At 75.3% G+C, this 13,467-nt stretch carries 14 protein-coding genes and 1 pseudogene; 8 read left to right on the forward strand and 7 right to left on the reverse strand.

The genetic code is table 11. The features are described from left to right. The first annotated feature begins 3 nt into the window (after positions 1-3). The 5 genes from ACI8AC_RS15385 (at position 4) to ACI8AC_RS15405 (ending at position 4,014) form a co-directional block, all read left to right on the forward strand. Complete coding sequence (locus tag ACI8AC_RS15385; RefSeq protein ID WP_456898666.1) at positions 4-1,086, forward strand: thioredoxin family protein; 1,083 nt, start codon at positions 4-6, stop codon at positions 1,084-1,086. A gap of 68 nt (positions 1,087-1,154) precedes the next feature. Next, positions 1,155-2,396 (forward strand): alpha/beta fold hydrolase, encoded by a 1,242-nt coding sequence (locus ACI8AC_RS15390; protein ID WP_456898667.1) that lies wholly within the window; start codon positions 1,155-1,157, stop codon positions 2,394-2,396. Between the two features lie 31 nt (positions 2,397-2,427). Then, the gene (locus tag ACI8AC_RS15395) at positions 2,428-3,030 is read left to right on the forward strand and encodes a sulfite oxidase-like oxidoreductase (RefSeq protein WP_456898668.1); all 603 of its coding nucleotides are present in this window, start codon (positions 2,428-2,430) and stop codon (positions 3,028-3,030) included. Beyond that, a complete protein-coding gene (locus ACI8AC_RS15400) occupies positions 3,000-3,746 on the forward strand; it encodes a ferredoxin reductase (RefSeq protein ID WP_456898669.1) in 747 nt (248 codons plus the stop codon). The genes ACI8AC_RS15395 and ACI8AC_RS15400 overlap by 31 nt, the downstream gene beginning before the upstream one ends. 1 nt (position 3,747) lies before the next feature. Next, positions 3,748-4,014, forward strand: coding sequence for a DUF6510 family protein (locus ACI8AC_RS15405; RefSeq protein ID WP_456898670.1), 267 nt, complete (start codon positions 3,748-3,750; stop codon positions 4,012-4,014). A gap of 60 nt (positions 4,015-4,074) precedes the next feature. Here the strand turns inward: ACI8AC_RS15405 and ACI8AC_RS15410 are convergent, their stop codons facing one another. Both ACI8AC_RS15410 and ACI8AC_RS15415 read right to left on the reverse strand, forming a co-directional pair. Continuing rightward, on the reverse strand, positions 4,075-4,266 hold the full coding sequence (locus tag ACI8AC_RS15410; protein ID WP_456898671.1) for a hypothetical protein: 192 nt from the start codon (positions 4,264-4,266) through the stop codon (positions 4,075-4,077). Between the two features lie 9 nt (positions 4,267-4,275). After that, positions 4,276-5,286: an AraC-like ligand-binding domain-containing protein gene (locus tag ACI8AC_RS15415; protein ID WP_456898672.1), complete on the reverse strand. Its 1,011-nt coding sequence runs from the start codon at positions 5,284-5,286 to the stop codon at positions 4,276-4,278. Between the two features lie 242 nt (positions 5,287-5,528). On the opposite strand from ACI8AC_RS15415, the gene ACI8AC_RS15420 reads away from it, so the two are divergent. Genes ACI8AC_RS15420 through ACI8AC_RS15430 form a run of 3 tightly spaced genes read left to right on the forward strand, consistent with a single transcriptional unit; the run spans position 5,529 to position 8,024 of the window. Beyond that, on the forward strand, positions 5,529-6,368 hold the full coding sequence (locus ACI8AC_RS15420) for an alpha/beta fold hydrolase (RefSeq protein WP_456898673.1): 840 nt from the start codon (positions 5,529-5,531) through the stop codon (positions 6,366-6,368). Beyond that, entirely contained in the window at positions 6,365-7,228 is an 864-nt protein-coding gene (locus ACI8AC_RS15425) for an alpha/beta hydrolase (RefSeq protein ID WP_456898674.1), read from the forward strand. Before ACI8AC_RS15420 ends, ACI8AC_RS15425 begins: the two co-directional genes overlap by 4 nt. A gap of 1 nt (position 7,229) precedes the next feature. After that, positions 7,230-8,024, forward strand: coding sequence for an MBL fold metallo-hydrolase (locus tag ACI8AC_RS15430; protein ID WP_456898675.1), 795 nt, complete (start codon positions 7,230-7,232; stop codon positions 8,022-8,024). 48 nt (positions 8,025-8,072) lie between these two features. Here ACI8AC_RS15430 and ACI8AC_RS15435 read toward each other — a convergent pair whose 3' ends face one another. The 5 genes and pseudogenes from ACI8AC_RS15435 to ACI8AC_RS15455 form a co-directional block, all read right to left on the reverse strand. After that, positions 8,073-8,375: a hypothetical protein gene (locus tag ACI8AC_RS15435; protein WP_456898711.1), complete on the reverse strand. Its 303-nt coding sequence runs from the start codon at positions 8,373-8,375 to the stop codon at positions 8,073-8,075. Between the two features lie 118 nt (positions 8,376-8,493). Beyond that, a pseudogene (locus tag ACI8AC_RS15440) lies at positions 8,494-8,922 on the reverse strand (MFS transporter); the annotation flags it as partial. Between the two features lie 76 nt (positions 8,923-8,998). Beyond that, on the reverse strand, positions 8,999-10,579 hold the full coding sequence (gene zwf / locus ACI8AC_RS15445) for a glucose-6-phosphate dehydrogenase (RefSeq protein WP_456898676.1): 1,581 nt from the start codon (positions 10,577-10,579) through the stop codon (positions 8,999-9,001). Positions 10,580-10,656: 77 nt separating this feature from the next. Beyond that, a complete protein-coding gene (locus ACI8AC_RS15450) occupies positions 10,657-11,754 on the reverse strand; it encodes an alpha/beta fold hydrolase (RefSeq protein WP_456898677.1) in 1,098 nt (365 codons plus the stop codon). A 349-nt stretch (positions 11,755-12,103) separates the two neighbouring features. Then, complete coding sequence (locus ACI8AC_RS15455) at positions 12,104-13,453, reverse strand: glucose-6-phosphate dehydrogenase (RefSeq protein ID WP_456898678.1); 1,350 nt, start codon at positions 13,451-13,453, stop codon at positions 12,104-12,106. Positions 13,454-13,467 lie beyond the last annotated feature (14 nt).

A 13,467-nucleotide genomic window follows, 5' to 3' on the forward strand; every position in this document is an offset into this window, starting at 1 on the left:
GCCGTGGAGACGAGCCAGTCGCTGCTCGCCGCGCTCCGGGAGGCGGTCCGCGGCCCGGGCTGGGCACCCGGTCGCCACCCCGCTCACCGCAGCATGCCCTCCCTGGAGGGGGCCACCGGGTGGCTGAACTCCCCGCCGCTGACGGCGGAGGTACTGCGCGGCCGGGTGGTCGCCGTGGACTTCTGGACCTACACCTGCATCAACTGGCTGCGCACCGCGCCCTACCTGCGCGCCTGGGCCGACGCCTACCGGGACGTCGGGCTGGTCGTCCTCGGCGTCCACACGCCCGAGTTCGGGTTCGAGCGCGACGTCGGCAACGTCCGCCGGGCGGTCGAGGACCTGCGGATCCGCTACCCGGTCGCGGTCGACAGCGACTACGCGATCTGGACCGCCTTCGCCAACACCTACTGGCCCGCCCTCTACGTCGTCGACGCGCGGGGGCAGATCCGGTTCACGCACGTCGGTGAGGGTGCCTACGCGGAGTCCGAGGGGGTCATCCGGCAGCTGCTCCGCGAGGCCGGCGCCGACGGCACGCTCCCCGGGCCGGCCGCGGGGGAGGGGCAGGGCACCGAGGGGCAGGGCATCCAAGGGCAGGGCGTCCAAGGGCAGGGCATCGAGGCGGCCGCCGACTGGGCCGACCTCGCCTCGGCGGAGACCTACCTCGGAGCCGAGCGCACCGAGCGCTTCGCCTCCCCGGAGCGGCCGGGGGTCGGTCGCTCGCTCCGCTACACCGCCCCCACCCGTCTGCCCGCGGAGCACTGGGCCCTCGCCGGCGGGTGGACGGTGCAGCCGGACGCCGTGCTGCTGGACGAGCCCGGCGGGCGGATCGCCTGCCGGTTCACCGCTCGGGACCTGCACCTGGTCATGGCACCGGCCCCGACCGGTCCGGTGCCCTTCAGCGTGCTCCTCGACGGCCGGCCGCCGGGGGTCGACCACGGAGACGACGTGGACGACGACGGCACCGGCACGATCACCGAGCCGCGGCTGCACCAGCTCGTCCGCCAGCGCCACCCGGTCGTCGAGCGGACGTTCGAGATCAGCTTCTCCGACCCCGGCGTGCGGGCCTTCGCCGTCACCTTCGGCTGACCCGTACCTCCGGCCGGCCCGCTGCGTGACCGGCCGCCGCCACCGCAGACCGAGGGGGAACCCCCACCATGACCGCACTCGAGCACGACACCGGACGGGCGATCCGCCCGTTCCACGTCGACGTGCCGGACGAGGCGCTCGCCGAGATGCGCAGGCGCATCGCCGGGACCGTCTGGCCCGAGCGCGAGACGGTGCCCGACACGTCGCAGGGCGTGCCGCTGGCCACCATGCAGGAGCTCGCGCACCGCTGGGCCACCGACTACGACTGGCGCGCCTGCGAGGCACGGCTGAACGCCCTGCCGCAGTTCGTCACCGAGATCGACGGGCTCGACATCCACTTCCTCCACGTCCGGTCGCCGCACGACGGCGCGCTGCCCCTGGTCGTGAACCACGGTTGGCCCGGCTCGGTCGTCGAGCAGCTCAAGATCATCGGGCCGCTCACCGACCCCACGGCCCATGGAGGGAGCGCGTCGGACGCCTTCCACGTGGTGGTCCCGTCGATGCCCGGCTACGGGTTCTCGGGCAAGCCGACCAGCCCCGGCTGGGGCCCCGAGCGCATGGCCCGGGCCTGGGCGGTCCTGATGGAGCGCCTCGGCTACACCCGCTACGTCGCGCAGGGCGGCGACTGGGGCGCGTTCGTCGTCGACCAGATGGGGTTGCAGGCACCCGTGGGCCTGCTGGGCATCCACACCAACATGCCGGCGACCGTCCCGGCCGACGTCGACCGGGTGCTCCTGGCCGGCGGCCCGCCGCCGGCCGGTCTCGCGGCGGAGGAGCACCGGGCCTGCGAGCAGCTGCTCAGGACCTACCGGCAGGTCGAGTACGCCCGGTACATGGCCGCGCGGCCGCAGACCCTGTACGGCATCGCCGACTCACCGGTCGGCCTGGCCGCGTGGCTCCTGGACCACAACGACGCCGACGGCCAGCCGGCCGCAGCGGTCGCCGCGGCCCTGCACCGCACCACGAGCGACTCGGGGCAGCTGACCCGGGACGAGGTCCTCGACAACATCACGCTCTACTGGCTGACGGGCACCGGCGTCTCGGCGTCCCGCCTGTACTGGGAGTACCGGGGCGGCTTCTTCGACGCCAAGGGCGTCACCATCCCGACGGCCATCAGCGTCTTCCCCGGGGAGCAGTACCAGGCCCCCCGCAGCTGGGCGGAGCGGGCCTACCCCGGCCTCGTCCACTACGGCCGGGTCGAGCGAGGGGGGCACTTCGCGGCGTGGGAGGAGCCGCAGCTCCTCTCGGAGGAGATCCGTGCGGGCTTCCGGTCGCTGCGCGAGCCCCGCGTCCCCGAGCCGCGTCGCTGACCAGCGACCTCCAGGAAGGACGGAGCCGACCATGTCGATCATCTCGCGCGGCTTCCGGGGACGCCGCGAGGCGGTCTCCACCGACCGGGTGCCACCGGGCCAGTACGTCACGCGGGACTTCCCGGTCCTCTCCGCGGGCCCCACCCCGCACACCCCGCCGGCCCGGTGGGACTTCTCGATCGACGGGGAGGTGGACGAGCCGCGCCGGTGGACGTGGGAGGAGTTCCGGGCGCTGCCGAGCGAGGAGGTCACCCGCGACATCCACTGCGTGACGAAGTGGACCAAGCTGGACACCGTCTGGCGAGGGGTGTCGGTGGACACGCTGCTCGACGGCATCGAGACGTCGGCCGACCACGTCGTGCAGTACAGCGACGGCGGCTACACCACGAACCTGCCGCTCGAGGACCTGCTCGGCGGCAAGGCCTGGATCGCGTTCGAGTACGAGGGCGAGCCCCTCGAGCCGGCGCACGGCGGCCCGGCGCGCGTGCTCGTGCCGCACCTCTACTTCTGGAAGAGCGCCAAGTGGGTGCGCGGCCTGCGCCTGTCGACCCACGACGAGCCGGGCTTCTGGGAGGTCAACGGCTACCACGACTACGGAGACCCATGGCGGGAACAGCGGTACTGGGGCGACTGACCTGGCGGGTCGCCGACGTCGTCGACGTCCGCGCGGAGACGCCGCGGGCGACGACGCTCGTCCTCGACGTCCCGGGCTGGGCCGGCCACCGGGCCGGGCAGCACGTCGACCTCCGGCTCACGGCCGAGGACGGCTACCAGGCGCAGCGCAGCTACTCGATCGCCTCCGCGCCGGACGGGACGCGCATCGAGCTGACCGTGGTGCGCATCGCGGACGGCGAGGTCTCGCCCTACCTGACCGGCGACGTCGGCCCCGGCGACCGGATCGAGCTGCGGGGGCCCGTCGGGGGCTACTTCGTCTGGGAGCCGGCGCAGGGCGGACCGCTGCTGCTGGTGGGCGGCGGCTCGGGTCTCGCGCCGCTGATGGCGATGGTCCGGCTGCGGGCCGCGGTCGGCAGCCGGGTGGAGACCCGGCTGCTCGTGTCGTCGCGCAGCGAGGAGGAGATCCTCTACCGCGCCGAGCTCGAGCGGCTCGCCGGGGGAGGGCTGACCGTGGTGCACACGGTGACGGGGGCCCGGCCGGCCGGGTGGAGCGGGTACGCGCGTCGGGTCGACGCCGACATGCTGGCCGAGGTCGGCCCCGGCCCGGCCGCGCGGCCGCACGCCTTCGTCTGCGGTCCCACCCCCTTCGTCGAGACGGTGGCGGAGGCGCTGGTGACCCTCGGACACCAGCCGCAGCGGATCAGGACCGAACGCTTCGGGCCGACGGGAGGATGAGATGGACGAGGCGATGCTCGACGGCAACGCCGTCGCCGGGCTGCTCCAGGACGTCTTCGCGGTGGAGACGACCACCGCGATCGCGACGTGCGCGGGCTGCGGCGCACCCTCGCCGATGGGGGCGACCCAGGTCTACCGGGGAGCCGGGTTCGTCCTCCGCTGCCCGCACTGCGAGCAGGCCATGGTGACGCTCGTCCCGGCGGAGGGGCGCCTGTGGATCGGCTTCCCGGGGATCCGGACGTTGCAGGTCCCGGTCGACGGAGCCTGAGCCGTGACCTCGGCAGCGAGGCCGGGCGGGGGAGGTCGGCCGGGCGCCGCGCGGCCGGCGTCAGAGGCCGACCCCGCCCCCGCCGCCACCGCCCCCGAGGCCCATCCCCGGCACGTTGCCGAACGGGACGTCGGTGTGCTTCCCGCACCGGAGGCAGATCCGGTGGTCCGGCCCCGAGGGCCGTTCGTCGTCGGGGTGCCGCCGGACGTAGGCGTGGAGCCCGAACCGGCACCGCAGTGGCTTCCCGGTCATGGACCGACGCTAGGAGCCGGGGACCCCGCCGGACAGGGGCGGACGGCCCTGCGCCGGGCCTGCACCGCCTTGTTCCCGGTGCTGCCGCTGCCACTCCCGCGGTGTCAGGCCGTAGGCCTCCCGGAAGCGGCGGGTGAAGTGGCTCGGGCTGCCGAACCCGCAGGAGCGTGCGGTCGCCTCGACCGAGCGGCGCATCCCGGCCGGCGACACCAGCGCCGAGCGCGCCGCCTCCAGCCGCTGGCCGATGACCCACTGCTCCAGGCTGAGCCCGGCCTCGGCGAAGGCCCGGTACAGCCGGCGCACGGACACGTTGTGCGCCGATGCGATCACCTCGGGGGTCAGCCCGGGGTCGGCGAGGTGCCGGCCGACGTAGGCCCGCAGCCGGGTCAGCAGCGTCTCCTCCCGCACCGGCCGCGCGAGGCCGGCGTGCCCGGCGGCGGACACCAGCAGCGCACGTACCAGGTCGACCGTCGCCGACCCGAGCACCGCCGCGCCGGGGTCGGCGGAGAGCTCCTCCGGGCGGGCGGCCAGCCGTTCGAGGTGGTCGCGCACCAGGTCGTGCAGCGGGCTCGCGCGCAGCCGCCACGCACCGGCGCGGACGACGTCGACCGGCAGACCGAGGCGCTCGTAGGGGATCTGGAAGGCGCGGGAACCGCCGTTGCCCACCCAGGAGAAGTCGTACGGGCCGGTCAGGTCGGTGAGCATGAGCTCGCCGGCGGGGACGACGGAGTCCGTGCCGAACTGGCGGAACCGGCCGACCCCGCTGGTCTGCAGGGCGAGGGCGACGACCGCCGGGCTCTCGACGCGCACGTGCCGCGCCGTGCGCAGGAGGCGGAACCCCGAGGCGTCGGTGGTGAAGAGGTTGGCCGCCCCGAAGTGCCAGAGGTGCATGCGCGCCCGCACCCGGTCCTCCGGGTCGAGGTGCTCGATTCGGCAGGGCACCGAGGCCTGGTCGAAGGCGGCCCGGAAGGCGCTCACCCGGTCCTCCGGCGGGACCGTCGCGGTGTCGAGCAGCAGCATCGGGGACCTCCCGGCGGAGCGACACGGTGCGGTCGGTGCGCTCCCTCGCGCCGGGTCAGCGTGGCAGAGCCGCAGGGCCGGCGGAAGCGCTCCCACGGGAACCCCGCACCAGGTGCCGGACGTCGGGGCGGCGTGCACCCAGGGGTCAGAACCGTGCACGCACAGGCCATCCCGTCCGCTCCCGCGCTGCCAGGGTCGGCCCCCGGCAGGACTCGTCAGTTCCACAGCAGGGGGAGACCGCGATGAGCACCGTCACCACGACCGACGGCACCGACATCCACGTCAAGGACTGGGGCGAGGGGCGGCCCGTGCTGTTCAGCCACGGCTGGCCGCTGTGCGCCGACGCCTGGGACGGCCAGCTGCTGCACATGGCGAGCAACGGCTTCCGCGCCATCGCCCACGACCGCCGCGGGCACGGCCGGTCGGGCCAGCCCTGGCAGGGCAACGACATGGACACCTACGCCGACGACCTCGCCCAGCTGATCGAGGCGCTCGACCTGCACGACGTCGTCCTCGTCGGCCACTCGACCGGCGGCGGCGAGATCACCCGCTACATGGGCCGGCACGGCACCGCACGGGTGACCAAGGCGGTGCTGCTCGGCGCGATCCCGCCGCTGATGCTCCGTACCGATGCCCACCCCGACGGCCTGCCCGTCGAGGTCTTCGACGAGATCCGGGCCGGCGTGCGGCACGGCCGCTCGCAGTTCTACCGGGACCTCGCCGTCCCCTTCTACGGCGGCAACCGCGACGGCGCCGAGCTGCCGCAGGGCGTGATCGACGACTTCTGGCGGATGAGCATGATGGCCGGCCTGAAGGGCGCCCACGACTGCATCCGGCAGTTCAGCGAGACCGACTTCACCGCCGACCTGCAGCAGATCGACGTGCCGGTGCTCGTCGCCCACGGCGACGACGACCAGATCGTGCCGTACGCGAACTCCGCCCCGAAGACGGCCGAGCTGCTCAAGGACGCCCAGCTGAAGACCTACCCCGGTCGCCCGCACGGCCTCGTGGGCGACTACGAGCGCGAGTTCGACGCCGACCTGCTCGCCTTGCGCGGGCCTGACCGAGGAGACCTCCGATGACCGACGCCGTCCCCACCCCGCGCCCCGGCCCCCGCCCGGGCGGTCCGGACACGATCGTCCTCGTCCACGGCTTCTGGGTGACGCCCCGCAGCTGGGAGGGGTGGAAGGCCCACTACGAGGCCAAGGGGTACCGCGTCCTGACCCCGGGCTACCCGGGGTTCGAGGTCGAGGTCGAGGCGCTCAACGCCGATCCGACGCCGATCGCCGAGCTGACCCTGCCGGTGGTCGTCGACCACCTCGTGTCGGTGGTCGGGGCGCTGGAGCAGCCGCCGATCCTCATCGGGCACTCGGCGGGCGGCACGCTGGTGCAGATCCTGCTCGACCGCGGCCACGGCGCGGTGGGTGTCGCGCTGAACTCCGCGCCGACCGAGGGGGTGCGCGTGCTGCCGCTGTCGCAGCTGCGGTCGACCTTCGTCGCCTTCAAGAACCCGGCCAACCGGCACCGGGCCGTGGGCCTGAGCCCGGAGCAGTGGCACTACGCGTTCACCAACACGTTCGGCGAGGAGGAGTCGCTGCGGCTCTACCGGCGCTACCACGTGCCGGCCTCCGGCCGGATCCTGTGGAGCTCGGTGCTGGCCAACTTCATGCCCGGCCCGCAGGACGCCGCCGTCGACTACTCGAACCAGGACCGCCCGCCGCTGCTGTTCGTCTCCGGCGGCGAGGACCACATCATGCCGCCGAGCGTGCAGCGCTCGAACGCCCGGCACTACCACGGCGGCACGGTCACCGAGATCGAGGAGTACCCGGGCTACGCGCACCTGCTGCCGGCGCAGGAGGGGTGGGAGCAGATCGCCGACCACGTCCTCGACTGGGCGGTGCGGCACGCCCGCCCGCGGGCCGGGGTCGCCGGCGCGCAGTGAGGTGGACGGGCTCCGGCTGACCCACGTCGGCGGCCCGACCGTCCTGGTCGAGGTGGCCGGCTGGCGGCTCCTGACCGACCCGACGTTCGACCCGCCGGGGCGGCGGTGGTCGTTCGGCTGGGGCAGCTCCTCGCGGAAGCTCACCGGGCCGGCGGTCGCGGCCGCCGACCTCGGCCCGGTCGACGCGGTGCTGCTCACCCACGACCAGCACGGCGACAACCTCGACGAGGCCGGCCGGGCGCTGCTGGCGTCGGTGGGTGCGGTGGTCACCACACCGTCGGCGGCGTCCCGGCTCGGCCCGCCCGCCCGGGGCCTGGGCCGGTGGGGGACGACGGAGCTGACCTCACCCGGCCGTCCGGCGATCGAGGTGACCGCGACGCCGGCCCGGCACGGCCCCCCGCTCAGCCGGCCGGTCGTGGGGGAGGCCACCGGCTTCGCGCTCCGCTGGCCGGGGCAGACCGACGGCGTGCTGTGGATCAGCGGCGACACCGTGCTCTTCCGCGGGCTGCGGCAGGTGGCGCGGCGGCTGCAGGTCGACACCGCGCTGCTGCACCTGGGCCGGGTGCGCTTCGGGGTCACCGGGCCGGTCAGCTACACGCTGACCGCCCGCGACGCCGTGGAGCTGTGCCGTGACCTGCGGCCGCGCACCGTCGTGCCGGTGCACTACGAGGGGTGGTCGCACTTCACCGAAGGCAGGGAGGCCGCGGAGCGGGAGTTCGCCCGGGCGCCGGACGACGTCCGTCGGGCGGTCCGCTGGCTGCCGCTGGGCGAGGCGGTGACCTCGACCGGCACGTGACCGGCTGCCCCCGCCGTGCTGTGGCGGGCGGTCGGGGTCGGGCACGGGCTACGTCGGGAGCCGGCTGCGGTCCGGCCGACCGGTCGGTCGCGCGGGGCGGAGCCGCCGCGCTCCGGCGACGAGCGTGACGACCCCGGCCAGGAGCAGCACGGCGGCGAGGCCGCCCAGGACGGGTTCGACCCCGCCGGTCGTGGCCCGACCGCCGCCGGCCGCCTCGACGACCGCCGTGGCGGCCACGACGCCGACGCCGCCCACCCTGATCAGGACCGTGAGGAGCACGCTGCTCCCCTCCGCGGAGCGCGCCGGAGGGAGGACGTTCTGCGCGGCGACCTGGCCGAGGGAGTACCCCATGCCGGTCGTGGGGCCGCAGCGCGTGAGCGCGACGACGTGGACCGGCAGCGGGCCGGCTGACCTCCGAGGCCAGCACACCGCCGACCACCGGGCCCGGCGCCGTCCCGACGCCCGCGGTACCGAGCAGGGCGCCGGTGATCCGCGGCCGCACGTCCTCGGCCGTCGCGTTCGTCACCAGGGCCAGCGCCGTCGGCACGATCATCGCGGCCCCGAGGCCCTGCACCACGCGGGCGGCGATCAGCACCGGGACCGCCGAGGTCAGCCCGCACACCAGCGACGTCGCCCCGAACACCGTGATGCCGAGCAGCAGCACGCGGCGCCGGCCCAGCACGTCGCCGGAGCGCGCGGCCGGGACCAGCAGCGACCCCAGCGCGATCATGTAGCCGCTCAGCAGCCACTGGAGGTCCGTCGTGGTCGACGCGAGGTCGGTCGCGATGGTCGCGAGCGCGAGCGCGAGGGAGAAGAAGTCGAGCCTGGTGCAGAACAGCGCCCCGCCCACCGGCAGGAAGGGCAGGGTCAGCCGCAGGGGCCCGGGTGTCGTCACCACGACCGCCCCCGCGTCGCGCCCGACCAGTCCGGCAGCGCCCGGGCGCGGGGAGCACGGGTCCCCGCACGCCCGCCGGTCAGGACGGCGAGCGCCAGCGCCGGCCGTCGCGGGCGATGAGGGACGCGGCCTCCGGAGGGCCCCACGTGGCCGCCTGGTAGAGCGGGATCGGCCCGGGGTCGTCGGACCAGTGCCGCAGCACCGGGTCGACGATGCGCCAGGAACGGCCCACCTCGTCGGCGCGGATGAACAGGGTCGGGTCCCCGATGAGGGCGTCGAGGATCACCCGCTCGTAGGCGTCCGGGGCCTGCTCCTCGAAGCTCTCGTAGGAGAAGTCCATGGAGGCCTTCTGCACGCGGAACGCGTGGCCCGGGACCTTCGCGCCGAACCGGAGGCTGAGCCCCTCGTCCGGCTGCACGCGGACGACCAGCGCGTCGGGCTCCAGGTCGGCCGCGGGGCCGGGGAACAGCGGCAGCTGGGGCGGCCGGTGGAACTCCATCGCGACCTCGGTGACCCGGCAGGGGAGCCGCTTGCCCGTGCGCACGTACACGGGCACCCCGGTCCACCGCCAGTTGTCGATGTCGAGGCGCAGGGCGACGAAGGTCTCGGTCGGGCTCAGCGGGTCGACGCCCGGCTCGTCCCGGTAGCCGGGCATCAGGTCCTCCCGCGTGCCGCCGCGGGTGTACTGGCCGCGGACGGCGTTGGCGGTGATGTCCGCCTCCTCGTCCAGCGGCCGGATGGCGCGCAGCAGCTTCACCTTCTCGTCCCGGATCGCCTCCGGGTGGAAGGAGGTCGGTGGCTCCATGAGGAACAGGGAGAGCACCTGCAGCACGTGGTTCTGCACGATGTCGCGCATCGCACCGGTCGTCTCGTAGAAGCCGCCGCGCTCACCCACGCCCAGCGTCTCGGCGACGGTGATCTGCACGTTGTCCACCCAGGTGCGGTTCCAGATCGGCTCGAAGATGGAGTTGGCGAAGCGCAGGGCGAGCAGGTTCTGCACCGTCTCCTTGGCCAGGTAGTGGTCGATCCGGAAGATCTGCTCCTCCGCGAACGCCGAGGACAGGTCGGCGTACAGGTCGCGGGCGCTGGCCTCGTCCCAGCCGAACGGCTTCTCGATCACCGCCCGGACGAACCCGCCGACCGGCGACCGGCCCAGCCCGGCCTCGCCCAGGTGGAGCGCGATGGGGCTGAAGAGCCGGGGCGGGGTGGAGAGGTAGTACACCCGGTTGCCGGCGGTCCCCACGTCGCGGTCGCACTCGTCGAGGACCTCGGCCAGGCGCCGGTAGGTGGCGGGGTCGTCGTACCCGCCGGCGACGTACCGGGCGCCGGCGGTCAGGTCGGCCCAGCCGGGGTCGGCCGTGCCGGGCACCCGCTCGCGGCAGTAGTCCCGGAACTCGTCGTCGGACATCGGGGTGCGGGCCACCCCGATCAGGGCCACCCGGGGCAGCAGCGCGCCGTAGGCGGCCAGGCGCTCCAGGGCCGGCAGCAGCTTGCGCGCGGTGAGGTCGCCGGAGGCGCCGAAGATGACCAGCGCGCACGGCGGTGATCGGCGGTCCAGGTCGGTCATCGGCGTGCCCTGCCAGCTCTCCGCGCCCTGCAGCCGCGGGTCGCCGGGCTCCTGGCGCCGATCGGCCTGGGCCCCGCCGCAGCGTGGGGACATCCTCGCGCAGATCCCACCCTCTCGGCGGCGGACGGCCCCCGGCACGGTGCCGGACGGCGGCCACCGACGTCGCGGCCCTACTCCCAGGGCCAGTCCTCCTGCGGCCGCAGCAGCGCCTGCACGAAGGCCCAGGCGGCCAGCAGGTCGCGGACGAGCGGGCCGAGGCCGTCCTCCGTGCTCAGGTCCACGTGCTCGAACGAGCGCAGGGTCACCAGCCGCGCCTCGGGAAAGGCCCGCTGCAGCCGCAGCAGCTCCGCGACCGGCACGGCCGGGTCGTCGAGGGCGTGCGCGGCCAGCACGTCGGCCTCGACGTCGTCGGCCACGTCCACGGGGGAGAAGGTCTCGACGAGGGCGTCCCCGGGCGGCGGGAGGCGATCCGCGAGCTCGGCCACCAGCGCCGGGTCGTCGGTGGTCACCATCCGGTACACCAGGCGCGCCGCGGCGGGCAGCCCGCCGGGGTCCTGCCGCTCGAGCGCGCGGCGCAGCGGCTCCCGCTCGTCCTCGGGCACCAGCCTCGTCGCGGCGTCCCGGACCACCGTGCGGACGACGGCCTCGTCGGCGGCGTCCCACGGGTGGACCTCGCCGTCCACCACGGACACCCCGGTGACCGCCGCCTGGACGACCCCCACGAGGTCGCCGTAGGCGCCGAATGTCGCGACCAGGTCGACGCAGCCGGCCACCCGGTCGTCCGCGGCCGCGACCAGGGCGAGCGACCCGCCGTAGGAGAACCCCAGGAGCACCAGCCCGGCACCCCCGCGGCAGAGCTGCGCGGCCACCCGCACCACCCGGTCGACGTCGTCGACGTCCAGCTCCTCGGCGTAGAGGCGGAGCTCCGGGACCACCACCTCCCGCCCCGCGGCGGCCAGGGACGTGGCCAGGGACACGACGCGCTCGTCGTCCCGGCCGGCGGGCGCCGCACCGGGCAGCAGGAGGACCGGCGGTGCACCGCCGGGCGGGGCGTAGCGGTCGACGACGACGCCGGCCACCTCCCGCTCGTCGCGCTCGACCGGCGGCGCCCACGGCCGGGGCAGCGGCCCGTCGAACGCGCCGTCGAGCACGAAGGCTGACTTCGCGGTCGCGGTCACGGCCGGGTGCAGCAGGAAGGCCGCGACGGCGAGCACGGTGACGACGACGCCCACCGCCACCGCGACCCGCGGTGCCGGACGGCGTGGCATGCCGCGATCATCCCGTCCCGGGGGCGGGAGCGGGTCGGCAGCAGGGGGCTGCCGGGCCCCGCCGTCGTGGCCCGGCTTCCGGGGGTGACGCCGGCACCCGACCGGGTGGGGTCGACATCGCCGAAGAGTCGGCATCGCCGAAGAGCTGTGCGCCACCGGGGTGCTGCCCGACCCCGCGCCCCGGAGGGGCACCGATCGCTGAACGCGGGCATGCCGACCCCACGACCCCACGACCCCGCGTCGGCGCGCAGGCGCGAGGCCGAGGCCCGGCAGTTCGACCAGCGGGCTGCCGGGCCGCCCGCAGCCCCGCCGGCCCGGCAGCCCCGCCGACCGCGGTCCCGGGGACCGGTCAGGGCGCCGGGCTGCCGGCCGGGTACTCGCGCATCGGGACCCGCCCCTCCCGCCACGCGGCCATCACGGGGTCCACGACGCGCCACGCCTCCTCGGCCTCGTCCCCGCGGATGAACAGCATCGGGTCGCCGGCCAGCATCTGCCGCACCAGGTGCGCGTAGGCCGGCAGCCGCGGCGGTTCCGACCCGGCCTCGAGCCGGCAGTCGCGGGTGCTGCGCCCCGGCCCGTTGAGCGTCGTCCCCAGGCTCACGCAGGGCTGCATCAACCCCAGGCGCAGCACGTTGGGGGTGACGGCCGGCCAGCTCTCCCGCACGTACCGCGGCAGGGGGCGGAAGTGGACGGCGATCTCCGCGGCGTCCTCCGGCTGGGCCTTGCCCGACCGCAGCGTGACCGGCACGCCGGCCCACCGCGGCGAGTCGACCTCCAGCGTGAGCGACGCCCAGGTCTCGGTGCCGCGGGCCGGGTCGACGCCGGGCTCGTCGACGTAGGAGAGCACCTGCCGGGACCCGATCGTCCCCGCCGTGTAGCGGGCCCGCACCGATCGGGAGGCGATGCAGTCCGCCCGGGGGGTGGCGATCGAGCGCAGCGCCTCGACCCGGACGCTGCGGAAGGAGTCGGCGTCCAGCCGGGCCGGCGGCTCCATGAGCACCAGGGCCAGCACCTCCATGAGGTGGTTCTGCACCATGTCCCGCAGCGCGCCGGTGCGGTCGTAGTACCGCGCCCGGCCCTCGAGGGCGAGCGTCTCGCGCCAGCTGATGTCCACCCGCTCGACGTGGACGGCGTTCCACAGCGGCTCGAAGACCCGGTTGAGGAAGCGCAGCGCGACGATGCGCTGGACCAGCTCGTCGGAGAGGAAGTGGTCGATCCGGAACACCTGCGGCGCCGGCAGCCGGGTGCGCAGCAGCTCGTTGAGCTCCCGCGCCGAGGCCAGGTCGGTGCCGAACGGCTTCTCCACGGCGAGGGCGTCCGAGCCGCGCAGCCCGGCGCCGGCCAGGGCGGCCAGCGTGGCGGGCAGCAGGCCCGGCGGGAGGGCGAGGTACACCAGCGTGCCCGGGTGCCCGTCACCGACCAGCCGCCGGACGTCCGCGGGGTCGGTGGCGTCGGCGGCCCGGAACTCCAGCATCCGGACGACGGCGTCCCGGGCGGCCGGTGACACCGCGGCGTGCTCGTCCAGCCCCGCGGCGATGTGCGCCCGGAAGTCCTCGGTCGACCGGTCGGTGGTGGCCGAGCCGAGGATCGTCAGCCGCGGGGGCAGCTCCCCGGCGTCGGCGAGCGCGGCGACCGCCGGCATGAGCAGCCGGCTGGTGAGGTCGCCGGAGGCGCCGAGGACCACCATCCGCTCGATCACGCCGACACCTCCGC

It is taken from the genome of Geodermatophilus sp. SYSU D00758, assembly GCF_054049955.1.

What these genes read in the sequence shown, in the direction of transcription:
- ACI8AC_RS15410 (WP_456898671.1), bottom strand. Translation starts at nt 4,266, where the DNA reads ATGACCGGGAAGCCACTGCGGTGCCGGTTCGGGCTCCACGCCTACGTC.
- ACI8AC_RS15395 (WP_456898668.1), top strand. Translation starts at nt 2,428, where the DNA reads ATGTCGATCATCTCGCGCGGCTTCCGGGGACGCCGCGAGGCGGTCTCC.
- ACI8AC_RS15405 (WP_456898670.1), top strand. Translation starts at nt 3,748, where the DNA reads ATGGACGAGGCGATGCTCGACGGCAACGCCGTCGCCGGGCTGCTCCAG.
- ACI8AC_RS15400 (WP_456898669.1), top strand. Translation starts at nt 3,000, where the DNA reads ATGGCGGGAACAGCGGTACTGGGGCGACTGACCTGGCGGGTCGCCGAC.
- ACI8AC_RS15435 (WP_456898711.1), bottom strand. Translation starts at nt 8,375, where the DNA reads ATGGGGTACTCCCTCGGCCAGGTCGCCGCGCAGAACGTCCTCCCTCCG.
- ACI8AC_RS15415 (WP_456898672.1), bottom strand. Translation starts at nt 5,286, where the DNA reads ATGCTGCTGCTCGACACCGCGACGGTCCCGCCGGAGGACCGGGTGAGC.
- ACI8AC_RS15390 (WP_456898667.1), top strand. Translation starts at nt 1,155, where the DNA reads ATGACCGCACTCGAGCACGACACCGGACGGGCGATCCGCCCGTTCCAC.
- ACI8AC_RS15425 (WP_456898674.1), top strand. Translation starts at nt 6,365, where the DNA reads ATGACCGACGCCGTCCCCACCCCGCGCCCCGGCCCCCGCCCGGGCGGT.
- zwf (WP_456898676.1), bottom strand. Translation starts at nt 10,579, where the DNA reads ATGTCCCCACGCTGCGGCGGGGCCCAGGCCGATCGGCGCCAGGAGCCC.
- ACI8AC_RS15450 (WP_456898677.1), bottom strand. Translation starts at nt 11,754, where the DNA reads ATGCCACGCCGTCCGGCACCGCGGGTCGCGGTGGCGGTGGGCGTCGTC.
- ACI8AC_RS15420 (WP_456898673.1), top strand. Translation starts at nt 5,529, where the DNA reads ATGAGCACCGTCACCACGACCGACGGCACCGACATCCACGTCAAGGAC.